This is a genomic window from Mesorhizobium sp. WSM4830, assembly GCF_055811495.1.
On record NZ_JBVVQI010000008.1, the window covers coordinates 172,548 to 187,049 of the forward strand.

The following is a 14,502-nucleotide window of genomic DNA, read 5'->3' on the forward strand; positions in this document are numbered from 1 at the left end:
GCGATCCCGCCGGCTGCCCCCAGGGCATGTCGCTTCCCTCGTCCTAGTGGTCGCCGCCTCCGCAATGGCCGGACGGCCGACAGTCCATTATGCCGCCGCATTGCCGCAGCGTACGAGGACTATCATGACCGCCGCCCTTCAGCCCGCCGAACCGGCACTGGCAAACGACCGCGTCCGTCGCGGCGGCCGCGCGGGGAAGCGTGCCGGCGGATCGGCGGCGTTCGAGCAGCCGCCGTTTCGGCAGTTGAAGAACCCGCTGGCACCGACCCGGCTGGTTTCCGACGACGAGCTGGAATCCATCCATCTCGCCTCTCTGCGCGTGCTCAGGGAAATCGGCGTCGACGTGCTGCATGACGAAGCCCGGCGCATCATGAAGGCGCATGGCGCCGATGTCCGCGAAGGCAGCGAGCGGGTGCGCTTCGACAGCGACATGATCCTGGAACTGGTTGCCCATTGCCCGCCGGAATTCACCATCCACGCCCGCAATCCGGCGCACAATGTACGCTTCGGCGGCGATAATCTGATCATCTCGATGATGGCGTCGGCACCCAATTGCTCAGACGTCGACCGCGGCCGCCGGCCAGGCAACCAGCAGGACTACCGCAACTTCCTCAAGCTTGCGCAGATGCACAACATATTGAACTGCACGGGCGGCTATCCGGTCGAGCCGATCGACATCCATCCGTCCGTACGCCACCTCGAATGCATCCGTGACCTCGCCACGCTGACCGACAAGATGTTCCACATCTATTCGCTCGGCAAGGAACGCAACGTCGACGGCATCGAGATCACCAGGATCGCGCGCGGCATCAGCCATGAGCAGTTGCTCGCAGAGCCGTCGGTATTCACCATCATCAACACCAATTCACCGCTCAAGCTCGACCTGCCGATGATGGAAGGCATTATCCAGATGTCGAGCAAGGGTCAGGTGGTCATCGTGACGCCGTTCACCCTGTCCGGCGCCATGGCGCCGGTGACGATTGCCGGCGCGCTGGTGCAACAAAATGCCGAGGCGCTGTCCGGCATCGCCTTTGCGCAGATGGTGCGCAAGGGCGCGCCTGTCGGCTACGGCGGCTTCACCTCGAATGTCGACATGAAGTCCGGCGCGCCGGCCTTCGGCACGCCGGAATATATGAAGGCGCAGCTGGTCGGCGGCCAGCTCGCCCGCCGCTACAACATCCCCTACCGCACCTCAAACACCTGCGCCGCTAACACGGTCGATGCGCAAGCCGCCTATGAAAGCGTGTTTTCGCTGTGGGGCGCCATCCAGGGTGGCGGCAATCTGATGATGCATGCGGCCGGCTGGCTCGAAGGCGGCCTGCGCTGCTCCTACGAAAAGACCATCCTCGATATAGACCTGTTGCAGATGGTCGCCGAGTTCCTGACGCCGCTCGATCTTTCCGAGGAAGCGCTCGGTTTCGACGCCATCCAGTCGGTCGGCCCCGGCGGCCATTTCTTCGGCACCCAGCACACGCAGGACCGCTACAAAACCGCGTTTTACGCGCCAATCATTTCCGACTGGCGCAATTTCGAGAGTTGGGCGGAGGCCGGATCGCCGACCGCGCTCGAAAAGGCCAATCGCATCTGGAAGGAACGGCTGGCGTCCTATGAAGAGCCTTACATGGATCAGGCAATCCGCGAGGAGCTCAACGCCTTCGTCGACAAGCGCCGGGCTGAAGGCGGCGCGCCGACCGATTTTTGATCATTGGTTTGATGAACAGTCGACCCCCACTTCGTCTTGATGGCAGGCTGGCCGGAAACATCGCCGTATCCGATCTTCGCTTTGTTTTCGCGCCCCGCTCACTCGATTCAATCTCTTCAAAAACGGAACTATCTTCATGAAATCTCATGCAAAAGCGGTTGTCATCGGCGGCGGGGTCGTTGGCTGCTCGGTGCTCTATCATCTTGCCAAGGCTGGCTGGACCGACATCATGCTGATCGAGCGTTCGGAGCTCACCTCCGGCTCGTCCTGGCATGCAGCGGGCGGCTTCCATACGCTGAACGGAGATCCCAACGTCGCCAAGCTGCAGGCCTATACGGTGCAGCTTTACAAGGAGATCGAGGAGATTTCCGGCCAATCCTGCTCGCTGCACCTGACCGGCGGCGTGATGATGGCCGACACGCCCGAGCGCATGGACTTCCTGCGGCTCGCCCACGCCAAGGGCCGCTATCTCGGAATGGACACCGAACTGATCACGCCGTCCGAAGCCAAGGCGATGTTCCCGCTGATGGACGAGACGAATTTCGTCGGCGCCATGTGGGATCCAGTCGAGGGCCATCTCGATCCTTCCGGCACCACACACGCCTATGCCAAGGCGGCCAGGAGGCTGGGCGCCGAGATCGTGCTGCGCAACCGCGTCGTCGAACTGACGCAGGAGGTCGATGGCACCTGGAACGTCGTCACCGAGCAAGGCACGGTCAAAGCCGAGCATGTCGTCAACTGCGGCGGCCTGTGGGCGCGCGAGATCGGCCGCATGGTCGGCGTCGAATTGCCGGTGCTGGCCATGGAGCACATGTATCTCCTGACCGAGCCGATGCCGGAGGTCGAGGAATTCAACAAGTCGACTGGCCGCGAAATGATCGGCGTGCTGGACTTCAAGGGCGAGATCTATACCCGCCAGGAGCGCAACGGCATCCTGCTCGGCACCTATGAAAAAGCCTGCAAGCCGTGGTCGCCGGTCAACACGCCGTGGGATTTCGGCCACGAACTGCTGCAGCCCGACATCGACCGCATCGCGCCGTCGCTCGAGATCGGCTTCAAGCATTTCCCCGGCATCGAAAAGGCCGGCATCAAGCAGATCATCAACGGCCCCTTCACCTTCGCGCTCGACGGGAACCCGCTGGTTGGCCCGGTGCAGGGCCTGACCAATTTCTGGTGCGCCTGCGCCGTCATGGCCGGCTTCAGCCAGGGCGGCGGCGTCGGCCTGGCGCTGTCGAACTGGATGGTCCATGGCGACCCCGGCTTCGACGTCTGGGGCATGGACGTTGCGCGCTTCGGCGAATGGGCAACGCTGCGCTATACGAACGCAAAGGTGCGCGAAAATTATTCACGCCGGTTCTCGATCCGCTTTCCCAACGAGGAATTGCCGGCGGCAAGACCAGCGCAGACGACCCCGCTTTACGACACGATGATCGCCAACAATGCCGTCATGGGCGATAGCTGGGGTCTCGAAACCCCGCTCTGGTTCGCGCCGAAAGGTTCGGAGCCGAAGGACGTCGTGTCCTTCCACCGTTCCAACGATTTTGGCCCGATCGGTGAGGAAGTGCGGGCCACCCGGGAGAGTGTCGGCGTCACAGAGATCGCAAACTTCGCCAAATACGAAGTCTCCGGACCAGGGGCTGAGGACTTTCTCAACCGGCTGATGACCAATCGCATGCCGAAGACCGGCCGCATCGTGCTGACGCCGATGCTGAACGAGTTCGGCAGACTGATCGGCGACTTCACCATCGCCAAGGCGGACCCAAGGGCTGGGGAAGAACGCTTCATGATCTGGGGTTCTTCGGCAGCGCAAAAATACCACATGCGCTGGTTCGAGAAGCATCTGCCAAAGGATGGAAGCATCCGCATCCACCGCTTCGACCAGACGCTGGTCGGTCTCTCGATCGCCGGGCCGAAATCGCGCGACCTGCTGCAGAAACTGGTCGATGTCGACATCTCGACCAAGGCCTTCCGTTTCATGGATTTCCGCGAGATGGCGGTCGGCGGCGCGCCTTGCATGGTCAACCGGATCACCTACACCGGCGACCTCGGCTATGAGATCTGGATGGCGCCTGCCTACCAGCGTCTGGTCTACAAGGCGATCAAGGAGGCTGGCGAAGAGTTTGGCCTGATCGATTTCGGCATGCGGGCTTTGCTCTCTATGCGCCTTGAGAAGAACTTCCCGACCTGGTTCCGCGAGCTACGTCCGATCTACGGACCGTTCGAGGGCTCGATGGACCGCTTTATCAAGCTGGAGAAGAACGATTTCATCGGCCGTGAGGCAGCAGCCAGGGAACAGGCGGCGGGGCCGAAGCTGCGCCGCGTTTCCTTTGTCGTCGATGCAGCGGATGCGGACGTCATGGGCGACGAGCCGATCTGGGCCAAGGTCGGCGGCAAGGATTACGGCACCGTGGAAAAGCCGCATGGCTATGGCGCGCCACGCTTCGACGCGGGCGGTAACGAAGTGCGCGGCTCGAACGCCGCCGAAGGCGCGTCTGCCGTGCGCGGCATTGTCGACGGCGACTGGCGCGTGGTCGGCTGGGTCACCTCCGGCGGCTATGCGCATTATGTCGAGAAGTCGATGGCGCAAGGCTATGTACCGGCAGCGCTTGCCGAGAACGAGAGCGCCGGGCTGTTCGAAGTCGAAATTCTTGGACACCGGCGGCCGGCACGCATCAATGTCGAGCCGCCCTTCGACCCGAGCGGCGAAAAGATGAGGACGTAGGCGCAGCCAGCCGGTCGCATTGTGCGAAGCATACTCTTCATGCTAGCGCAGCCGGCAACACTCTGCTGGCAAGGGCGATGAGATTTCATTGAAGTACAATCTGAGATGGGCCGAGTGGCTGGCCGAGGGACGGATCGGCCCGTTCCCGGCGGCGATCGTCATGGTCGCGGCATACTTCGCCTTGCAGACCATCATACTGTCCCTGCTGAGCTCCTGGGCGGGAACCGGCGTCGGCATCGATGATGCGGAGCAGCTGATCTACGTTCCGTATCTCTGGGCTGGATATGGCGGCTCTCAACCACCCCTCTACACCTGGATCAATTGGCTGGCCGCGCATGTTTTCGGCACCAGTATCTTCACGCTGAAGCTCGTCAAATACTCCGTGCTGTTCCTCGCCGCCTGCAGCGTGTTCGCCGCCATGCGGCGGTTCGGCTACACCAAAGCGACGGCGGCGGCGGCCATGTTCGCCCTGTTTACGATCCCGCAGATCGTCTGGGAATCGCAGCGCGCCTTGTCGCATTCCGTCGCCGTCGTCGGCTTCTGCTCGCTGCTCCTGCTCGCCATGGCCTATCTTCTCGAGCGCCGAAGCATGATCGCCTATGCGGCGTTTGGCCTAGCCACGGCGGCGGCAATTCTTGCCAAGTATAATGATGTCTTCCTGGTGGTCGCCCTTGTTGCGGCGGTGCTGTCGCTGCGCGAATGGCGCAGCGCGATCCTTGATCCGAAGTTCGCCATCAGCATAGCGGTCGCGATATTGGTGCTGGCACCAACCACCTATTGGAGCCTCATGCATCCCGCGGATTTATTGTCGAGAGGCGAGAAGTTCGGAATAGATGCACAACAGGGGCGCATGGCGGCGGCCTTTGTCGGCGCCGGCAAATTTGTCATGGGCACCTTCAATTTCGCGGTCTTGCCGGTGCTCGTTTCCGCGCTGGCTTTCGGGCTGGCGAAATTCCGTTTCTCCGAGCGGCATCCGAAAGGTCCGGCCCGGGAAATTCTGTTGTGGCGTACCTTGGCGCTCGGCTTGGCCATGCTGGCAATACTTGTGCTGGCCACCGGCGTGACGGTGGTCAAGGACCGCTGGCTGCTGCCCGTCCTGTTCCTGTTGCCGCCGGCCATCGTCGCCACTATGGAACGGCTGGCGCCGCGGGGCAGGAATGCGCAGCTCCTGGTGATCGCGGCTGGAGCGATCATCGCAGTGCTGCTCGCGCCCGCCACCTGGTACGTCCAGATAAACGGGACCAGTGGCCTGTCGCGGATGATCCGCGTGGATTACCCCGCCCTCTATCGCCAATTGACTGCGGACGGACCGGTCAAAACCGCAATATCTGATGGTGCATGGGTCGGAAACCTGCGGTTGGTCGACGAAAAACTGGTCGCACTTGACCAGGAAGTGCCTAATTTCGAAATGCTGATGCAGGAGCCGGCCGTACTCGTCTGGCTTGACCGCGACGATCCGCGGCCGGTCATTTTGGAGCAGCTCAAAGCGGCCGGCTACGAACCGGACGGCCAGCCGCGGCAAATGATGGTTCCGCTGTTGCGTGGCACCGACAAGTCCGTCCGGCCCGGCGCCTATGTAAGATTGAAGAGAATGGCGGTCGGAGGAGCCACGGCGCCCAAGGAAGGCGTTAGCGGAGGAGCCGAGGGTGGACAGGAACCCGACTGACCGGCCCCGTCATCATCGCAAGATCATGCCGTTCGAGCCGGACGGCTCGAACGATGTGCTGCGCAAAAAATCGCGGCTGAAGGCCGCTGAACTCAACCAGCATGCGCTGGGCTATGGAGCGCTGGCGGAAGCCGAATGGCAGGCGGCGGGCATTGCTGCTCCTAACCTGCCCGCTATGCGCCGATACCGGCTCGAGCGCATCCGCGCCGAGCTGAAGCGCCGCGATTATGCGGGAGCCTTGCTCTACGATCCGGTCAACATCCGCTACGCCACCGATGCGACCAACATGCAGCTCTGGGTCTCACACAATCGGACCAGGCATTGTTTCGTCGCCACCGATGGCCCGGTGGTGCTGTTCGACTATTTCTCCTGCGAGCACCTTTCCGACCATTCCGGCGTCGTCGACGAGGTGCGGCCGGCGGTGTCGTGGGCTTACCTCTATAGCGGTGAGCTGACCGGTCAAAAAGTCCGCCGCTGGGCAGCTGGCATCGCCGAGCTGGTGTTGGAACACGGCGGCGGCAATCGCCGCATCGCAGTCGACCACATCAATCGCGAGGGCATCGAAGAGCTCGCCCGTCTCGGCATCTCGACCGGCAATGGCGAGGCGGTGATGGAGAATGCGCGGCTGATAAAATCACCCGACGAGATCCTTGCCATGCGCCGGGCGATCGTCGCTTGCGAGGCGGCGATGGGCGAGATGGAGCAGGCGCTGAGGCCTGGCCTCTCCGAGAACGAATTGTGGGCCGAACTCCATCGCGGCAACATCGCGCGCGGCGGCGAATGGATCGAAACCCGGCTCCTGTCGTCAGGTCCGCGCACCAATCCATGGTTCCAGGAGTGCTCGTCGCGGATGATCGAGGCCGGCGAGCTCGTCGCTTTCGATACCGACCTGATCGGTCCTTACGGCTTCTGCGCCGACCTTTCGCGCACCTGGCTTTGCGGTGACGCGCCGCCGTCGCAGGAGCAGCGCGACCTGTTCCGCATCGCCGCCGACCAGATCGCCTACAACACGGAGCTGATGCGGCCGGGCGTATCGTTTCGCGGCCTCGTCGAGCGCTCGTCAGTGCCGCCGGGAGATTGCTTCCCGGCCCGTTACGGGGTGCTCTATCACGGCGTCGGCCTTGCCGACGAATACCCGACTTTGCCGCATGCTAGCGACTGGACCGACGACACACCCGACGGCGTGCTCGAACCTGGCATGGTGCTGTGCGTCGAGAGCTATATCGGTCGGCTTGGCGGCTACGAAGGCGTCAAGATCGAGGAACAGATCCTGATCACCGAGACCGGCAATGAGAAGCTTTCGACCTACCCGCTCGACAATCGGCTGCTTGGCGGCTGAGCGACCTAATGCATGTCACGCAAAGGTGTGCAGCGGTTTTGTGATAATGACATGCAAAAAACAGGAATTTAAAGCGCTCGCATGAGGCGGACCGAACGCGACGCGCATTATGTGAGCGCCGCGATCGCCTCGCGCATCGTGGCGACGATCGTTTCCGGCGTCGTCCTGGCCGTGATGAACGGCAAGCCTTTAAGCCGCCTTGTCCAGCCGACGACCGTCACCTTCTGCGCCGCAGGCTCGAAACGCTGCGCCAGCGCCCAGCTCTCGCAGTCGATCGCCGCCACATCCGCCCTGCCCTCGGCAACGGCGACGATCGAAGCACGGTGCCCACAGCTTTCGCTCAGCCCGGAAAAGATATCCAAACTCTCGCCCAATGCTTGCAAGTCGCGGGCTGGCGCGACGATGCCCGACATGGAATCGAGGCTGTTGAAGGTGAAACGTTTGCCGCGTAGCAGATCAAGCGGAATGACGGCGCCGCCGTCGGCCGGCGACCTTACCGGCGGTGCCTCGCCCGCCCTCATGACGATAGCGCTCGAATAGAGTTCGCCCTCTCCACCCTCGAAGGCGTCGTAGCGCGGCTGGCCGACGAGCTGGACACGCTGCGACAGGCCGAGTTCCATCGGTCCCCAGCAGGTTTGCGCAAAGAGCAGCGCCGGGTGCAGCCAGAGCCGGTGAAAATCCAGCTCGTCCGGCGGCAATGTCACCGGATCTGGCGCAATGAGTTTCCCCTGATCGTCGCGGATACCGCCAGGCACTGGAGGCAAATCGCCATTGCGGCGGATGATCGTCTCCGGCGCATCGATGCCTTTTTGTCTGAAAAGATCGCGCAGCCGCGCCCATTGCGCGTCGACCTCGTCCCGCGCTTCCGGCCAGTCGTACATCGGCAAAGCCGCAATGAATTCGCTCATGCCGGGGATTTGACCGTTATGCGGGAAATTGACAAGTTCAGGAAAGCGTCGTCCGCGCGGAACCGCCTGCAACAACGCAAAATTCACTCTTTCGGCGGCTCTGCGGGTACCGGCGCGCTGCCAAGTCCATTGAGGCTGCGTGCCCTGACGCGCGGCTTGAATGCACGGCCCGGTTCCGGCATGCGCCGCAGTACGGGATGGACGACCGGCTCCTTCGCCTTGAAGGCATAGGCCCTGAGCAGCGCGAAATAGTTCGGATAGGCGTAGCCATTGTTCATCCGCAGCCACTCGTCGCGGCGGTCGCGAAACAGTTTCGGCAGCCTGTACCAGGCCACCGTCGGGGTCTTGTGATGGACGAAATGCAGATTGTTGTTGAGGAACAGGAAGGACAGCGGCGAGCGCTCGACGATGATCGTGCGGCCTTCCGGATGTTCCGACCATTGGTGCTCGGCGTAGGTGCGGATCGAAATCAGCGACTGCCCAAGCCACACCGGCACCAGAACGTAGAGCCATAACGGCATGCCGAAGCCGAACTGCACGATAGGTAGCACGATGGCGAGGCCGATCGCGTGCAGCAGCCAGGCCTTGCGGACGACCTTGTCGCCCGCGGCAACCTGCCTGGCGTCGTCAATGAAAAAGCCGATGCAGGAAAGCCACGGACCGAGCACCAATCGCCCGATCATCGTGTTGTTGACCTTCAGCAGGAATTTCATCGCCGACGGCAGCTCCTCGTGCTGCCAGAGCGCCTGGTAATAGCTTTCGGGATCGTCGAGCGGATCGGTCAGGCGCTCGTCTGCGTGGTGGCGCAGGTGAATGGTCTTGAACCGGCGAAACGGCCAGACAAGGCCAATCGGCAGGAACACAAAGGCTTCGTTGAGCCGCGCGTTCCGGGTTGGGTGGCCGTGCAAGGCCTCGTGCATCAGCGAGGATTGCAGTGCCGCAATCAGGGTCAGAAAGACGAGTGCCAGCAGCGGGTAGGACGGCCAGAGCAGAAAGCCGGCAGCAAGCCAACCGCCGTAGCATAGAAGTGCGAGAAATACGGTCGGCCATTCGATGGCCGCTGCGCCATGTCGCCTGTTGCCCATGCTCGTCATGCTATCGACCACTGCCTTCCAGTCGCCGGAACCCGTTTGATTCCTGACAGCATTGTGTCAGGAGCGTTGCACCGCTGCAACGCGATAAAGCGCACAAACTGTTGCGATTGCGCATTTTCAGCTGCAGATGTTATCTATTGTAAACAAGCTCGTAGATTCATTTGCGCTCGAAACGCCAGGTAGACCGCTTCGGCGCAAAATTTTGCTCACGTCAGGGAGAGTAGAGGTTTGGACAAGCGCGACCTGTCGACGATCTTTCGCGAGCGCCTGAAAATGCTCTTGACAAGGTCCGATTTGAACCAATCAGCCTTCGCCACCGCGGTTGGCATCGACCGTTCGGCGCTGTCACAGCTGCTCTCCGGCGCCTCGACCCGCCTTCCCCGCGCCGAAACGCTGCTCAACATCGCCGCCGAATTCAAAGTCTCGCTCGACTGGCTGCTCGGCCTCAGCCACGACGAGGGCGTCACCGGTGAAATCCGCGAGAGCCTTGAGATCGAGGAGGCGCCGGACGGCTTCGACCGTACGCTGCTGGCTCGCTGGCATGCCGAGGCGGCGGGAACGAAAATCCGCTACGTGCCGGCCGGCATTCCCGATCTTCTGCGCACCGAGGCGCTTGTCGACTACGAAGCCGTCATCGCCAACAAGAGCCGCGAGGCACAGGCCGGCGAAACGCAGTACCGCATCGACTACAACCGACGGCCCGAAACCGACATGGAAGTCTGTATGCCGCGCCACACGCTGGAGATCTTCGCGCGCGGGCTGGGCGTTTGGGACCGCTTTCCGGAGGCCGACCGCCACCAGCAACTCCTGCATATGGCGACGCTGCTCGACGACCTCTATCCAACCTTCCGCCTGTTTCTCTATGACGGGCGGATGCGCTATTCGATCCCCTACACCATCTTCGGGCCCTATCGCGCCGCCATTTACGTCGGCGACATGTATCTGGTGCTGAACGCCACCCAGCCGATCCGCATCCTAACCAGCCATTTCGACAATCTGATCCGTGCCGCGGACGTCAACGCGCATGAGGCGGCCAGCTTCACACGAAAGCTGGCGGAGATGCGATTTTGACCGGTTGCTCTCCGCGCCGACATTGACGGCACATAAAGAATTCTTTATATCCTTATCTCACTTATTCTTCCGGGAAGGCGTATTCCACCATGACCAATCCGATCGACGCTCTGCTTGCCGAAAAGGGCGTCCTGCTCGCCGACGGCGCCACCGGCACCAATCTGTTCGCCATGGGCCTTGAGGCCGGCGAGGCTCCCGAGCTCTTGAACGAGACCGCGCCCGACACCATCACCAGCCTGCACCAGAACTTTGTCGATGCCGGCGCCGACATCATCCTGACCAACTCTTTTGGCGGCACTCGTCACCGGTTGAAGCTGCACCATGCGCAGGACCGGGTTTACGCGCTGAACAAGCGCGCCGCCGAGATCGCAAGCGCCGTTGCAAAAAAGGCTGGCCGCAAGGTGATCGTGGCCGGCTCCGTCGGCCCGACCGGCGAGCTGCTGGTGCCGCTCGGCGCCATGACTTATGACGAGGCGGTCGAGGCCTTTGCCGAGCAGATCGAGGGGCTGAAGGCCGGTGGCGCCGAAGTCGCTTGGATCGAAACCATGTCGGCGCCTGACGAAATCCGCGCCGCCGCCGAAGCTGCCATCCGCGTTGGCTTGCCGTATACCTATACCGGCTCCTTCGACACCGCCGGCCGCACCATGATGGGACTGCTGCCGAAGGACATCCACGGCGTCGTCGATGGCCTGTCGCAGACACCGCTCGGGGTCGGCGCCAATTGCGGTGTCGGCGCCTCCGACATTCTCGCCTCGCTGCTCGACATGACCGAGGCGAAGCCGGAAGCAACGGTGATCGTCAAGGGCAATTGCGGCATTCCCGAATTTCGCGGCGCCGAGATCTATTATTCCGGCACACCCGAGCTGATGGCCGACTATGTGCGCCTCGCCGTGGATGCCGGCGCCAAAATCGTCGGCGGCTGCTGCGGCACCTCGTTCCAGCACCTTGCCGCCATGCGCAAGGCGCTCGATGCGCACACCAAGTCGGATCGCCCGACCATCGAGCAGATCGTCGAACGCATCGGCCCGATGCGTAATAAGCAGGCGACGGTCAACGTCGCCGAGACCAGCGAAGCCCGCCGCGAGCGGCGCCGCGGACGCGCCTGACGCTTTCGTCTGTGACGCGCTCCGCGCGAAGCTGTGCGGCCGCGAAAAAAAGGCCGGCAAGGTTTCCCTCGCCGGCCTGCCTCACCCGCCCGTAGGCCGGCTCCCCCTATCAGAACGATCCCATCTGAAAGAAACCGGCCGTCATTGCCACTACCGGTTACCGCCGAGCGCCGAGGCAAGGCGCACAAGCGAGAGGAACTCGGACCGGTATCCAAACGGGTCGGCTCCTCTGGCGGCGGTGGCAATCTCCATGATCTTGTCGTAGCCGAACTTCGCGGTCGCATCCTCGTCGCGCAGCTTCTGGCCGAAGGCAGCGACCGCAACGGAGAAACGCTGGTCGGTGCTGGCCTGGTCGAACGACGCCACCTCGTTGGCTGACGTCACCGGCGTGGTGATCAGCTTCGAAGTGTCCTCGTTCGGCAGCTTGTAGCGGATCTTGACGAAGGCATATTCGTCGGCATTGGCGACACCGCCATTGTTGACCGAGGCCTGGCCATAGCGCAGCTGGTCGATCTGTTCGCCGCCGCTGCCCTTAGGCGTGATCTCGTAGATCGCGGTAACCGAATGACCTGAGCCGATCTCGCCGGCATCGACCCGGTCATTGTTGAAATCCTCGCGGTTCAAGGCGCGGGTTTCGTAGCCGATCAGCCGGTACTCCGAGACCTTGTTCGGATTGAACTCGACCTGGATCTTCACGTCCTTGGCGATGGTGAACAGTGTCGAGGAGGCATCCTCGACCAGCACCTTCTCGGCCTCAGCCAACGTATCGATATAGGCAGCAGTGCCATTGCCGTTCTGGGCGACGGTCTGCATCATCTGGTCGTTCAGATTGTCGCGGCCGAAGCCGAACACCGACAGGAATACGCCTGTCTTGCGCTCCTTTTCGATCAGCCGCTTCAGGTCGTCGTCGTCGGTCTGGCCGACATTGAAGTCGCCATCGGTGGCGAGCATCACCCGATTGATGCCGTCCTTGACGAAAGATTTCTGCGCCAGCCTGTAGGCTTCCTTGATGCCGGCCTCGCCTGCCGTCGAGCCGCCGGATGTCAGATTGTCGATGGCAGCGAGGATCTTGTCCTTTTCCGAAGCTTTGGTGGGCTCAAGCACGGTACCGGCATCGCCCGCATAAGTGACGATCGAGACGGTGTCGTCAGGTCTCAGCTTGTTGACCAGCAGCCGGAAGGCCGACTGCAGGAGCGGCAGCTTGTCCTGCTCGTTCATCGAGCCCGACACATCGATCAGGAAGACCAGATTGGCCTTGGGCTGCTCGGCCGGCTTCACGTCGAAACCCTTGATGGCGACGTGCATCAGCTTGGTATGCTCGTTCCACGGCGTCGGCATGACGCTGACAGTCGAGTTGAACGGCGTCGAGGCGGAGTCCGGGCCTTTCCAGTCATAGGGGAAGTAGTTGACCATCTCCTCGACGCGCACCGTATCGGCCTGCGGGATAAAACCTTCCTTCAACGAGCGCCGGACGAAGGAATAGGAAGCGGTGTCGACGTCGATAGAGAACGTCGAGACCGGATCTTCGAGTGCGGCGTGCACCGGATTGGTCTTGAAATCCTCGACGCGGTCGCGGTTTTCCTCTTGCGGCAGCATCTGGTCGGCCGGCGCAGCGGCGGGCTGCTGTCCCATCAGCTTGGACTCGGCGACCGTGCCAGGCATGCGTCCGACCCGCGCACCGCCATCGACGGCCGGAGCCGCGGAGCTTGCGCCGCCATTCAACGCAAGCTCGCCACTCTGCGCCGGTTCGGGTGCGTTGTGGCTGAGCACGTCTTGCTGCGTCAACCCGCCGACTGCGGTCGATTCCGCTTTCGGCGGCGATGTCGGTGCCACAAGCGCCTCGCCGGTGTCGCGGCTTTCACTGTCGGCGTCCGCCTTCTTCTGCTTGTCCGCGTCGGCCACGACCGGCGGTTTGACGGTCGCCGGCTTGTCAGCCAGCGTTTCGGTGATCTTATCGTCCCCGCCGAATTTGGGCCCGCCGAATTTGGATTCCCCCAACATGTAGATGGTGGCATAGCCGGCGATCGGCAGGGCAACGAGCCCGGCAATAGCCGGCGTGGCGAAGAGTTTCTTTTGCATGATTTCGCTCCAGAGCCTTTGTGCTCCCTCTGTGAGACGAAGCCCGCTCACCGATCCTTGGGCGGCCGGCAAAGTTTTTTCTTCCATGTCATAGGCGCGCAGCGCGGCCTGGAGGGCACGCGCCTTTGCATCCGCGCCGGGCGCCGGTGCTGCGATGTCGCGCAGCCTGTTCAGTTGATTGTCGTCGACCATGGTCACACTTCCCCGGCTGAACGCATTAGCGTCTTCAACCGTTTCTTCGCTTCATGGATGTGCCAGGAAACCGTTGCCTCCGAGATTGCCATCGCCTCGGCGGCGGCGGCGTGGCTCAGCCCCTCGCCATAAACCAGCAGCACCGCATCGCGCTGCTTGTCCGGCAGCTTGCGCACCGCTGACCAGAGCGCCTCGGCTGGGTCCTCCGGCTCTACCGAGATTTCCCCCGAAATCAGCGCATAGGCACCATAGGCCTCGGTCTTGGCAGTGTCGCGGGCGGTCTTGCGCATCATGTCGCGCGCCGCATTCAGCGTCATGGTGTAGAGCCACGTCGTGAAGGCACCGCTGCCGTGATAGTCGCGGATCGCGCGGCCGAGCCGGACGCAGACTTCCTGGGCGATATCTTCGGCGTCGGCCTTTTTCCCGCACCAACGATAGGCGGCGCGATAGATGAAACCATAGTGCCTTTCGAGCAACTTGCCGAAAGCACCCCGGTCTCCGCCCTTCGCCCGCCCGATCAGTTCGGCGTCGGAGGCTTCGCTTTCGTCCAGCATCATCGCCATCATTTGCCTGTTGGACGAAGGCTAATGGCGGTTCCTTGGGGCGATGGAAAGAATTTTTTG

The 14,502-nt window shown here is 62.4% G+C and carries 10 protein-coding genes; 6 read left to right on the forward strand and 4 right to left on the reverse strand.

Annotated elements, in window-relative coordinates; translation table 11 throughout:
- The first annotated feature begins 124 nt into the window (after positions 1 to 124).
- The 4 genes from AC0L2Y_RS13325 (at position 125) to AC0L2Y_RS13340 (ending at position 7,429) form a co-directional block, all read left to right on the forward strand.
- On the forward strand, positions 125 to 1,702 hold the full coding sequence (locus tag AC0L2Y_RS13325) for a trimethylamine methyltransferase family protein (protein WP_473556718.1): 1,578 nt from the start codon (positions 125 to 127) through the stop codon (positions 1,700 to 1,702).
- A gap of 136 nt (positions 1,703 to 1,838) precedes the next feature.
- Positions 1,839 to 4,424, forward strand: coding sequence for a GcvT family protein (locus tag AC0L2Y_RS13330; protein ID WP_473556721.1), 2,586 nt, complete (start codon positions 1,839 to 1,841; stop codon positions 4,422 to 4,424).
- 88 nt (positions 4,425 to 4,512) lie between these two features.
- Positions 4,513 to 6,090: a glycosyltransferase family 39 protein gene (locus tag AC0L2Y_RS13335; RefSeq protein ID WP_473556723.1), complete on the forward strand. Its 1,578-nt coding sequence runs from the start codon at positions 4,513 to 4,515 to the stop codon at positions 6,088 to 6,090.
- Positions 6,091 to 6,115: 25 nt separating this feature from the next.
- On the forward strand, positions 6,116 to 7,429 hold the full coding sequence (locus AC0L2Y_RS13340; protein ID WP_473556816.1) for a M24 family metallopeptidase: 1,314 nt from the start codon (positions 6,116 to 6,118) through the stop codon (positions 7,427 to 7,429).
- 107 nt (positions 7,430 to 7,536) lie between these two features.
- Here AC0L2Y_RS13340 and AC0L2Y_RS13345 read toward each other — a convergent pair whose 3' ends face one another.
- Together AC0L2Y_RS13345 and AC0L2Y_RS13350 are read right to left on the reverse strand one after the other, a co-directional pair.
- Positions 7,537 to 8,337: a phosphate/phosphite/phosphonate ABC transporter substrate-binding protein gene (locus AC0L2Y_RS13345; protein ID WP_473556726.1), complete on the reverse strand. Its 801-nt coding sequence runs from the start codon at positions 8,335 to 8,337 to the stop codon at positions 7,537 to 7,539.
- 83 nt (positions 8,338 to 8,420) lie between these two features.
- Complete coding sequence (locus AC0L2Y_RS13350; protein ID WP_473556729.1) at positions 8,421 to 9,431, reverse strand: fatty acid desaturase; 1,011 nt, start codon at positions 9,429 to 9,431, stop codon at positions 8,421 to 8,423.
- Between the two features lie 228 nt (positions 9,432 to 9,659).
- Between AC0L2Y_RS13350 and AC0L2Y_RS13355 the strand changes: the two genes are divergently transcribed.
- The gene (locus AC0L2Y_RS13355) at positions 9,660 to 10,502 is read left to right on the forward strand and encodes a helix-turn-helix domain-containing protein (RefSeq protein WP_473556731.1); all 843 of its coding nucleotides are present in this window, start codon (positions 9,660 to 9,662) and stop codon (positions 10,500 to 10,502) included.
- Positions 10,503 to 10,591: 89 nt separating this feature from the next.
- Positions 10,592 to 11,608, forward strand: a complete 1,017-nt coding sequence (gene bmt, locus AC0L2Y_RS13360) for a betaine--homocysteine S-methyltransferase (protein WP_473556733.1) — start codon at positions 10,592 to 10,594, stop codon at positions 11,606 to 11,608.
- Positions 11,609 to 11,758: 150 nt separating this feature from the next.
- On the opposite strand, the gene AC0L2Y_RS13365 is transcribed toward bmt, so the two are convergent.
- Complete coding sequence (locus tag AC0L2Y_RS13365; RefSeq protein ID WP_473556736.1) at positions 11,759 to 13,879, reverse strand: vWA domain-containing protein; 2,121 nt, start codon at positions 13,877 to 13,879, stop codon at positions 11,759 to 11,761.
- 2 nt (positions 13,880 to 13,881) lie between these two features.
- Entirely contained in the window at positions 13,882 to 14,442 is a 561-nt protein-coding gene (locus AC0L2Y_RS13370) for an RNA polymerase sigma factor (protein WP_473556738.1), read from the reverse strand.
- Positions 14,443 to 14,502 lie beyond the last annotated feature (60 nt).